General features: G+C 75.3%; 8 protein-coding genes and 1 pseudogene. 4 read left to right on the plus strand and 5 right to left on the minus strand.

All coding sequences use genetic code 11. The features are described from left to right. A partial coding sequence (locus F8279_RS27285; protein ID WP_151501463.1) for a lipase family protein occupies positions 1-1,323 on the plus strand: 1,323 nt, incomplete at its 5' end. A 1-nt stretch (position 1,324) separates the two neighbouring features. On the opposite strand, the gene tsaE is transcribed toward F8279_RS27285, so the two are convergent. From tsaE to F8279_RS27305, 4 genes are all read right to left on the minus strand, one after another. Further along, positions 1,325-1,807 (minus strand): tRNA (adenosine(37)-N6)-threonylcarbamoyltransferase complex ATPase subunit type 1 TsaE, encoded by a 483-nt coding sequence (gene tsaE, locus F8279_RS27290; protein ID WP_091426283.1) that lies wholly within the window; start codon positions 1,805-1,807, stop codon positions 1,325-1,327. Further along, positions 1,804-2,889, minus strand: coding sequence for an alpha/beta fold hydrolase (locus F8279_RS27295; protein WP_091426286.1), 1,086 nt, complete (start codon positions 2,887-2,889; stop codon positions 1,804-1,806). Before F8279_RS27295 ends, tsaE begins: the two co-directional genes overlap by 4 nt. After that, a complete protein-coding gene (gene alr, locus F8279_RS27300) occupies positions 2,886-4,004 on the minus strand; it encodes an alanine racemase (RefSeq protein ID WP_151501464.1) in 1,119 nt (372 codons plus the stop codon). The genes F8279_RS27295 and alr overlap by 4 nt, the downstream gene beginning before the upstream one ends. 84 nt (positions 4,005-4,088) lie before the next feature. Further along, positions 4,089-5,558, minus strand: coding sequence for an NAD(P)H-hydrate dehydratase (locus tag F8279_RS27305; RefSeq protein ID WP_091426292.1), 1,470 nt, complete (start codon positions 5,556-5,558; stop codon positions 4,089-4,091). 216 nt (positions 5,559-5,774) lie between these two features. On the opposite strand from F8279_RS27305, the gene F8279_RS27310 reads away from it, so the two are divergent. Together F8279_RS27310 and F8279_RS27315 are read left to right on the plus strand one after the other, a co-directional pair. Next, the gene (locus F8279_RS27310) at positions 5,775-6,077 is read left to right on the plus strand and encodes a type VII secretion target (protein ID WP_151501465.1); all 303 of its coding nucleotides are present in this window, start codon (positions 5,775-5,777) and stop codon (positions 6,075-6,077) included. Next, a complete protein-coding gene (locus F8279_RS27315) occupies positions 6,074-7,693 on the plus strand; it encodes an alpha/beta hydrolase (protein ID WP_151501466.1) in 1,620 nt (539 codons plus the stop codon). The genes F8279_RS27310 and F8279_RS27315 overlap by 4 nt, the downstream gene beginning before the upstream one ends. A gap of 65 nt (positions 7,694-7,758) precedes the next feature. On the opposite strand, the gene glmS is transcribed toward F8279_RS27315, so the two are convergent. Next, positions 7,759-9,672 carry a glutamine--fructose-6-phosphate transaminase (isomerizing) gene (gene glmS / locus F8279_RS27320; protein ID WP_091426298.1) on the minus strand — a complete coding sequence of 638 codons (1,914 nt, stop codon included), beginning with the start codon at positions 9,670-9,672 and terminating at the stop codon, positions 7,759-7,761. Positions 9,673-9,944: 272 nt separating this feature from the next. Between glmS and F8279_RS27325 the strand changes: the two are divergent. After that, positions 9,945-10,366: pseudogene (locus F8279_RS27325) on the plus strand (hypothetical protein); the annotation flags it as partial.

Here is a 10,366-nt window from a genome sequence, read left to right on the forward strand (position 1 = left end):
GTCGGCCTCCGGATCCTGGCCGTCGCCGCGGCGGCAGCCGTGTACCTGGCCGGACCCGGCTCACCCGCGTCCGCCGACGGCACCACGCCGGTGGTCTCCCGCGGCGTGACCATCCCCGCCTTCTACCACCCACCCGCCGACCTGCCCGCCACCAACGGCACGCTGATCCGTACCGAGCCGCTGCCGCTCGGCCTGAGCATTCCCGGACTCGACGGCCGCCCGATGCCCGGCACCGCCACCCGGCTGATGTACCGGTCCACCGACTCCAACGGCCGGGCCGTCGGCGTGACCGGCGCCTACATCGAACCGTGGGCGGCGTGGCGGGGCACCGGACCGCGCCCGCTGGTCGCCGTCGCCTCCGGCACCATGGGGCAGGGCGACCAGTGCGCACCCTCGTTCGCCCTGCAACATCCGCTCACCCTCACCGGCGACACCCTGTCCGTCGGCTACGAGGCGCTGGCGATCTACCGCCTCCTCGCCACCGGCGCCGCTGTCGTCGTCACCGACTACGTCGGCCTGGGCGCGACCGACCGGCTGCACACGTACGTCAACCGCCTCGACGAAGGGCGAGCCCTGCTCGACGCGGCCCGCGCCGCCCGCACGGTGCCGGGAGCATCGGTCACCGACCGGTCCCGCGTCGGCCTGTACGGCTACAGCCAGGGTGGCGGCGCCAGCGCCGCCGCCGCCGAGCTCCAGCCCGCCTACGCGCCCGACGTACCGCTGGCCGGCACCTACGTCGGCGCGCCTCCCGCCGACCTGACGGCTGTCATCGGCGGCATCGACGGCAGCGCGCTGGCGGGAGCGCTGGGCTGGTCGCTCAACGGCTTCGCCCAGTCCGACCCGGCCGTGCGGGACGTCATCGAGGCGAACGTCAACGACGCCGGCCGAGCGGCGCTCAGCGACACCTCGACCATGTGCGTCGGGGACGCGATCCTCCGGTACGCGTTCACCAAGAGCAGCAAATGGATCATCGGCGGCCGGTCCCTCACCGCCGTCATCGCCGCCTCGCCCGAGGCGAGCGCCGTCCTCGACCGGCAGCGCATCGGCACGCTCAAGCCCGCCGGCCCGGTACGCGTGGCGACCGGCGTCCAGGACGACATCGTGCCCCACCGGCAGGCCCGTCAACTGGCTGTCGACTGGTGCCGCAAGGGCGGCGCCGTGACCTACCAGGCCGTCAGCCTGCCCAACCTCGGGGACAAGCTCCTCACCAACCACCTGGCGCCGCTCATCACCGACCAGGGCGACGCCGTGGCCTGGCTGACCGACCGGCTTGCCGGGCGCACCGCCTACTCCAACTGCTGGACGATGCCCCTTCAGCCCTGACTCAGGACAGTTCGGCGACCCGGGCGGCCCAGTCGCCGCCGACCGGCTCCAGCGTGACCGCCCGGGTGTCGTCGTCACGGCGGTCGATGCGTACCCGCAGGTGCGCGTCGACCAGCTGCTCGACCATCCCCTCGCCCCACTCCACCACTGTGACCGCCTCGTCCACCGAGGCGTCCAGGTCGAGGTCGTCGATCTCCGCGCGCGGGTCGGCGGCCTCACCCAGGCGGTACGCGTCGGCGTGCACGAGCGTCACCCGGCCGCCCCGCGCCGGGTCGGGCCGGTGCACCCGCGCGATGACGAAGGTGGGCGAGGTGATGTCCCCGCGTACGCCGAGGCCGGCGCCGATGCCCTGGGTCAGCGCCGTCTTGCCGGCCCCGAGCGGGCCGCTGAGCAGCAGCAGGTCACCGGCGCGCAGCACACCGGCCAGCCGCCGCCCGAACTCGTGGGTGTCGTCGACGGTCTTCAGCTCCACGCCCACTGTCATAGCGAATCCAGGAACCTCTCCAGCGCCGCGTTCACCTCGTCGGCGTGCTCCAGCATCACCACGTGCCCGCTGTCGTGGATCTTCACGAACTCGGCGTGCGGCAGCCGCCGGACGATCTCCTCGGAGTGCGTCACCGGCGTGATCATGTCCTTGTCTCCCACGATCACCAGCACCGGCGTGCCGGCCAGTGCGGCCAGCGCCGGGAACCGGTGGTGGGTGGCGATCGTGCGCAGGTAGCGGGTGACCGTGTCGGCCGAGGTGCGCGAGTTCATCGTCTCGACGTACGACACCAGGGCCGGGCTCGGCTTCGAGGTGCCGAAGCCGTACTTGCGGGTGAGCAGCCAGGCCACGTTCGAGGTCGACCGGCGGGCCCGGTCGATGACGGTGCCGCCGTACCGGGTGGCGTTGCTCATCATGTAGAGCACCGGCGAGCCGACGCGGCCGAGCAGCGCGGGCGCCACCAGCTTGGTCTCCGCCGCGAGGCCGCCCGAGGTGGCCATCAGCACGGTGCCGACCACCCGGTCGCCGAACATCTCCGGGTACAGCTCGGCCAGCGCCATGATCGTCATGCCGCCCATGGAGTGCCCCACCAGCACCAGCGGGCCGTCCGGGGCCACCTCGTCGAGCACCCGGCGCAGCGTGTGGCCCAGCGCGGTCAGGTCGTACTCGCCGCTCTCCAGCCGGCCCGAGCGGCCGTGCCCCGGCTGGTCGTACGCGACCACCCGGTAGTCGCCGCGCTCGGCGAGCCGCTTGCGCTGGAAGTGGAACGTGCCCATGTCCAGGCAGAACCCGTGCACCAGCACCACCGTCGGGTGCCCGGCGACCGGGCGGGCCGGCTCGACCACCTCCACGTGGATGTCGGTGCCGTCCGGCATCTCCAGCCGGTACGCCTCGTCGTAGCGCTGCTCGCCGAAGACCTCGTCGGCGTACCGGTCGGCGGGGTCGTTCTTGAGCCGGCGGACCAGCACCCGCTCGCTGACCACGCCCGCCGCGAGCCCGGCGGCGGCCACGCCGACGGCGGCGCCGACCAGCCCGGCCACCTTGCCGGCGGCGGTACGCGGTCGCGGCAACCGGACACTCATGCGCGCTCGCCGTCGTATACGCGGGGCACGCGCACGCCACCGAAACGGGTCACGATCTCGTAGTTGATGGTGCCGACGGCCTCGGCCCAGTCGTCGGCGGTGGGCTCGCCGTCCGCCCCGCTGCCGAACAGCGTCGCCACGTCGCCGTCGGCCACCTCGTCGTCGCCGCAGTCGACCACGAACTGGTCCATGCAGACCCGCCCGGAGATGGCCCGGCGCTTGCCGGCGAGCTGCACCGGCCCGGTGTTGGAGGCGTGCCGGGGCACCCCGTCGGCGTAGCCGAGCGGCACCACCGCCAGGTTGGCCTCCTGCTCGGTGAGGTAGGTGTGGCCGTAGGAGACGCCGGTGCCGGCCGCCACCCGTTTGGTGAGCATCACCCGGGCGCGGGCGGTCATCGCCGGACGCAGACCGAACTGCTCGCCCGCGACCGGCGACAGGCCGTAGACGGCGATGCCGGGACGGACCAGGTCGAAGTGGGTGTCCGGCCGGGTCAGCGTGGCGGCCGAGTTGGCCAGGTGCCGGTAGCGCGGGCGCAGGCCGGCCCGCGTCACCATCTCCAGCCCTTCCTGGAACACGGCGAGCTGGCGGTCGGTGGTGGGGTGGCCGGGCGAGTCCGCGTACACGAAGTGGCTCCACACGCCGACCACCTCGACCAGGCCGTCGGCCTGGGCCTTCGCGGCGGCCTCCAGCAACGTCGGCCAGTCGGCGACGGTGGCGCCGCCCCGGGCCAGCCCGGTGTCGATCTTGAGATGCAGCCGGGCCGGACGGCCCGCCCGGCGGCTCGCCTGGATCATCTCGTCGAGCTGGGTGAGGCTGGCGCAGCCGAGGTCGACGCCGACGGTGATCCCGTCGTGCAGCGGCACCCCGGGGCTGAGCAGCCAGGCCAGCACCGGCGCGGTGATGCCCTCCTCGCGCAGCCGCAGCCCCTCGTCCAGCGTGCAGACGCCGAGCTGGTCCGCCCCGGCGTCGAGCGCCGCGCGGGCGGCCGGCACCATGCCGTGGCCGTACCCGTCGCCCTTGACCACCGCCATCAGCTCGGCGCTGGTGCCGGCCTTGAGCCGGGTCACGTTCTCCCGGATCGCGTCCAGGTCGACGCGCACCTCCGACTGCCACATGTCCTCAGCCTACTTCCGTCAGTGATCATCAGAGCCGTGAGCCGTGCGGGCGGTGCCCGTCGCCACCGGTCGTCGCCGCCCGGATCAGCCCAGCCGGGTCAGAACCGGACGCAACGCGGCGGCCACGTCGGGCGCGGTCACCGGACCGCCGCGCGCCGCCTCCCGGCCGGCCAGCCCGTGCAGGTACGCCGCGGCGCCGGCCGCCCGCTCCGGGGCCAGCCCGGCGGCGAGCAGCGAACCGAGCAACCCGGCCAGCACGTCGCCGGTGCCGCCGGTGGCGAGCACCGGGGTGCCGGTCGGGTTCACGTACGCCCGGCCGTCGGGCGTGCCGATGACCGTGCGGTCGCCCTTGAGCAGCACCACCGCGTTCATCCAGGCGGCGAGCCGCAGGGCGGCGGCGACCCGGTCCTCCCCCGGCATCTCGCCGCAGAGCCGGGCGTACTCCCGGTCGTGCGGGGTCACCACGATCGGCGCGTCCCGGCCGCGCAGCCGGTCGGCCAGCTTTCCGCCGACGAGCAGCGTCAGCGCGTCCGCGTCGAGGACCACCGGCACCGGCGCGGCGAGCACCGCCCGCAGCTCGGCGGCCGAGTCCTCGCCGGTGCCCAGCCCGGAGCCGCAGACCCACGCCTGGACCCGGCCGGCGTCGGCGACCCGGCCGGTGGCGATCACCGACGGGTGCTGGTGCAGCACCTCGCCCTTGGCGCTCCCGGCGTAGCGGACCAGGCCGGTGGGACCGGCGAGCGCCCCGGCGACCGAGAGCACCGCGGCGCCCGGGTAGGTGGCCGAGCCGGTGGCCACGCCGACCACGCCCCGGGAGTACTTCTCCGACGACGCGCCCAGCGCCGGCCACCAGTCGGCCACGTCCGCCTGCTCGATCACCTGGAGCGCCGGCGTGCCGCGCAGCCACGGCGTCAGCCCGATGTCGACCAGCTCGACCTCCCCGGCCAGCTCGGCGGCCGGGCCGACGACCAGTGCCGGCTTGAGCGCGCCGAAGGCGACTGTCACGTCGGCGCGGACCGCCCGGGGCCGCCCGGCGTCGGTGAGCGGGACGTGGCCGGTGTCGACAGCGGCTCCGCTCGGCACGTCGACAGCGACCACCGTTGCGGGCGTGCCGTCGCGCCCGCGCTGCCCGGTCAGGCTCGCGGCCAGTTGCTCGGCCGTCTCGCGAAGCCCACCGGTGCCGCCGATGCCCACGATGCCGTCGAGCACCAGGTCGACCACCGCGGGCGGCCGGTCGGCCACGCGCCCGCCGGCGGCGCGCAGGGCGGTGAGGCCCTCGGCGTGCGCCCGGCCCGGCGTGAGGAGCAGCGCGGTCACCGCCGCGCCCCGGCGGGCCAGGTGCGCGCCCGCGAACAGGGCGTCGCCGCCGTTGTCGCCGGACCCGACGAGCAGCAGCACCCGGGCGCCGTAGACGCCGCCCCGGTCGGCCAGCAGCAACGCGCAGCGGCGGGCCAGCCCGGCCGCGGCCCGCTGCATGAGCGCGCCGGCCGGAAGGGTGGCCATCAGGCCCGCTTCCGCAGCGCGAACGTCCGCGACACGCCACACCTGTCTCATGCCACCCCGCCCCGCTCGTCGCGCCGGCTCAGCTTCCGCCCGCGGCTGCCCCGATCACGGCCTCACCCTACCGGCGGTACGCGCCGGGGACCGGCTGGCGGACAACCCCTGTGGATAACCCGGACCGTTGTCCACAGGGGTCGGCGACCGCCGTCGGGTGCCGCCTAGCGTCCCGGTGTCCGGAGCCGGCCGGTGGCGCCGGGCGAGGGAGGTCACGTGGTGGAGAGACTGTTCGACGTCGACCCGGAGCTGCTGCGCACGGTGGCGCGCGAGCTGGCCGACGACGCGTACCGGCTGGCCCGCGGGCCGGGCGCGGCGCCGGAGTCGTTGCTGGTGGCGGCACCGGACGGCTGGCGATCCGCTGTCGCGCTGGCCGACCTGGAATCGGCCGTGCGGCGCTGGTCCGGCGCGCTCGGCGCCCGGGTGGCAGACACCGCTCAGGCGTTGCGCCGAGGGGCGGACGGCTACGAGGCGGTCGACGAACGCGCCGCCCGCCGCCTCACCGGGGTGCTCCGGTGAGCGACGGTCCCGCCGGCGCGGCGGACGCGCCGGTCGGCTACGCGCAGCTCTGGCGGGCCGACACGGGCGCCTGGGCCGCCGCCGGTGCGGCGTGGCGGAGCCTGGCCGCGCCGGTACGGCGGCGCGCCGACGCGCTGACCGCCCGGATCGGCGCGCTCCGGCCCGGGTGGTCGGGCGCGGCCTCGACGGCGGCGCAGCGGCGGATCGGGGACCTGCGCACCGACCTCACCGACGTGCTCCCCGCCCTGGTCGAGGTCGACCAGGTGCTCGCCGAGTTCGGTGCCCGGCTGGGCGCGGCGAAGGCCCGGCTCGGCGCCGAGGTGGCCCGCGCCGAGTCCGGTGGCCTGCTCGTCGACCGCACCGGCGCGGTCCGGCCCGACCCGGCCCGGGTGACGCGGACCGGGCCGACCGTGGTCCACGCGCGGGCCGGGATCCGGGACGCACTGACGCTCGCCGGCGCCGCCGACCGGGAGGCGGCCGGCAGGCTGGCGGAACTGACCACCGCTGCGGTACGCGGCTGGGTGAGCGTCCCGCCCGCGTGGCGGCCCGGGCCCGGTGCCGGCCCGGCCGAGGTGAGCCGCTGGTGGGCCGGTCTGAGCGCGGCCGAGCGGCGATGGCTGGTGGGGCGGGAACCGGGCCGGATCGGGCGTCTCGACGGGCTTCCGGCCGCCGCCCGGGACCAGGCGAACCGGCTGCTGCTCGGCGATCGGCGCGAGCAGTTGCTCGTGCGGCGGCTCGCCCTGCTGCACCCGCTTCCGGCCGGGCCGCTGGAGGCGTCGCGGCGGGTCCGGCTCGCCGCTGTCGAGGCGGCGCTGCGCGGGCTGGACGGGCTCAGCGAGCGGCTGGCCGCGGGCGGGGCGCCCCGGGCGTACCTGCTGGGTCTGGATCCGGCCGGCGACGGCCGCGCGGTGGTGGCGCTCGGCAACCCGGACCGCGCCGCCTCGGTGCTCACCTACGTCCCGGGCATGACCTCGGATCTCGCCGATGCGCCGGCCGAGCTGGGCCGGGCGGCCCGGGTGTTGCAGCGGTGCGCGGCGCTCGGGCCGGGCGAGGAGGCGGCGGCGGTGCTCTGGCTGGACTACGACGCGCCCGACCTCCTCACCGAGGCGGCGGGCACCCGGCAGGCCGAGGACGCCGGCCCGGCGCTGCACCGGTTCCAGGAGGGGCTGCGGGCCGCGCACGAGGGGCCACCGGCCCGGCAGACGGTGCTCGGGCACAGCTACGGCTCGCTCGTGGTCGGCGCCGCCGCCCGCGACCACGGGTTGGGCGCTGACGCGCTGGTCTTCGTCGGTTCGCCCGGGGTCGGCGTGGACCACGCCGCCGACCTGCGGATGCCCGCCGGGCAGGTCTGGTCGTCGACCGCGCCGGACGACGTGATCCGGCTGGCCCGCCCGCCGGACGAGCTGGCCCGCCGCGCGCTGCTGGCCGGCACGCCGCTCGGCCCGGCGTTCGCCGTGCTCGGCGGGCACGGCGAGCGGCTCTGGTTCGGCGCCGACCCGAGCGGGCCGGGCTTCGGCGGCCGGCGCTTCCCGAGCGCCCCGCACGGCCACACCGGCTACTGGGATCCGGACAACCCGGCGCTGGACGGCATGGCACGGATCGTGCTGGGCCGATGAGCAGGCAGAGACGGCGCGGTCCCTCCGCCCGGTCGACCGGGCGGAGGGACCGTGGACGAGATCGGCTACTCGACGGTGACCGACTTGGCCAGGTTCCGGGGCTGGTCGACGTCGTGCCCGCGGGCGGCGGCGATCTCGGCGGCCAGCACCTGCAACGGCACCGTGGTCACCAGCGGCGCCAGCAGCGTCGGCGTACGCGGCACGTAGATCAGGTGGTCGGCGTAGCGGACCACCGCCTGGTCGCCCTCCTCGGCGATCACGATCGTGCGGGCGCCGCGGGCGCGTACCTCCTGGATGTTGGAGACGACCTTGTCGTGCAGCATGCCCCGGCCGACCGGCGACGGCACGATGCAGATCACCGGCGTGCCCTTGTCGATCAGCGAGATCGGGCCGTGCTTCAACTCGCCGGCGGCGAAGCCCTCGGCGTGCATGTACGCCAGCTCCTTGAGCTTCAGCGCGCCTTCGAGCGCCACCGGGTAGCCCACGTGCCGGCCGATGAACAGCACGGTCGGCTCGGACTTCAGCTCACGCCCCAGCTCGCGGACCGGCTCGATCCGGTCCAGCAGCTCGCGCAGCTTGGCGGGCATCTCCTGGAGCTGGGCCACCACGGCGCCCACCTCGTCGGCGAACTTGATGCCGCGCACCTGGGCCAGGTGCAGGCCGATCAGGTAGCAGGCCACGACCTGGGTGAGGAACGCCTTGGTGGAGGCGACGGCGATCTCCGGGCCGCCGTGGGTGTAGAGCACCGCGTCGGACTCGCGCGGGATGGTGGAGCCGTTGGTGTTGCAGATGGCCAGCACGCGGGCCTTCTGCTCCTTGGCGTGGCGCAGCGCCATCAGCGTGTCCATCGTCTCGCCGGACTGCGAGATCACCACGATCAGCGTGGACCGGTCCAGCACCGGGTCGCGGTAGCGGAACTCGCTCGCCAGCTCCACCTCGCAGGGGATGCGGGTCCAGTGCTCGATGGCGTATTTGGCGACCAGGCCGGCGTGGTAGGAGGTGCCGCAGGCGACGATGAAGATCTTGTCGACGTCGCGCAGGTCCTGCTCGCTGAGGCGGACCTCGTCGAGGGCGATCTCGCCGCTCTCGGTGAGCCGGCCGAGCAGCGTGTCGGCGATGGCCTGCGGCTGCTCCTCGATCTCCTTGAGCATGAACCAGTCGTAGCCACCCTTCTCCGCGGCCGACGAGTCCCAGTCGATGTGGAAGTCCTTGCCGCTGGCCGGCTGACCGTCGAAGTCGGTGATGTCGATGGTGTCCGGGGTGATCAGCACGATCTGGTCCTGCCCCAGCTCGACCGCGTCCCGGGTGTGCTCGATGAACGCGGCGACGTCGCTGGCCAGGTAGTTCTCGCCGTCACCACGGCCCACCACCAGCGGCGAGTTGCGCCGGGCGCCGACCACCGCGCCGGGGATGCCGGCGTCGACGGCGAGCAGCGTGAACGCGCCCTCCAGGCGCGCGCAGACCACGCGCATGGCGGCGGCCAGGAGCTGCGGGCTGTCGGTCTCACCGGCCGAGCGCAGGTCGGCCAGCGCGCGGGCGATCAGGTGCGCGGCGCACTCGGTGTCGGTGTCGCTGGCGAACTCGACACCCTCGTCCTCCAACTCGGTGCGGAGCTTCGCGAAGTTCTCGATGATGCCGTTGTGGATCACCGCGACGCGGCCGTCCGGGGAGAGGTGCGGGTGGGCGTTGCGGTCGGTCGGGCCGCCGTGCGTGGCCCACCGGGTGTGGCCGATGCCGGTGGTGCCGTCGCCGATGCCGATCGGGCTGGCGGCGCAGTCCTCGGGGTTGTCCGCCGCCCGCTCGGAGAGGACCTTCTCCAGGTTCGCGAGCTTGCCGGCCTTCTTCTCGGTCAGCAGCTCGTCCTCGCAGACCACGGCGACACCGGCCGAGTCGTAGCCGCGGTATTCGAGACGCCGCAGTCCGTCAAGCACGATGCCGAGCGCCGGGCGCGCACCGGCGTAACCCACGATTCCACACATGGTCCGCAGCCTAACCGAGTTTCGCTCATCGTGCGTGCTCGGAAAGCCGGTTAACGATCACTGAATTTGAGCGAACCGAACGCCGGGGTTGCCACTACCGGACATAGCACCATCCAGGCCGTTCCACCCGTCCGGACCGCTACGGGACGCGGCGCGCGGGCCGCCGGCCGGGACCGCACGGCTGGCCGCCACCGCCTACATTGAGGCCGGGCGCCGTCCCCCGGGCCCACCGTTCCGCGGTCGTCCGCGCCGTACCCCTGTGAGCTGAGCCGATGTCCGAGACGACCCCCGCCCCCGAACCGGCCTCCGGACCGAGCGACCCGACCGCCGCACCGGCCGCGCCGCCGCCCTCCACCTGGACGCCGCCGGACCCGTTGGCCGCCCCGCAGCCGTGGACGCCACCCGCGCCCTGGTCGCCGTCCCCGGCTCCGAGCCCCTGGGCGGCGCCCGGCCCGGAGAGCGCGTCCGGAACCGACCCGGCCGCGTCCCCGAGCGGCACGGGCCGGCCGGTGGGCGAACCGGGGTGGGCGGCTCCGGCCGACCCGGCCACCACGCCGCGCCCGGCCGTCCCGCCGGCCTCGGGCGACCCACAGGCCCCCGGTACGCCCGGGTGGCCGTCCCAGCCCGGCACCCCGGACTTCTCGGCACAGCCGGCCTGGACACCGGGCGCCTACCCGCCCGGCCCCTACCAACC

The sequence above is a fragment of the Micromonospora sp. AMSO1212t genome (assembly GCF_008868145.1).
Taxonomy (GTDB): domain Bacteria; phylum Actinomycetota; class Actinomycetes; order Mycobacteriales; family Micromonosporaceae; genus Micromonospora; species Micromonospora tulbaghiae.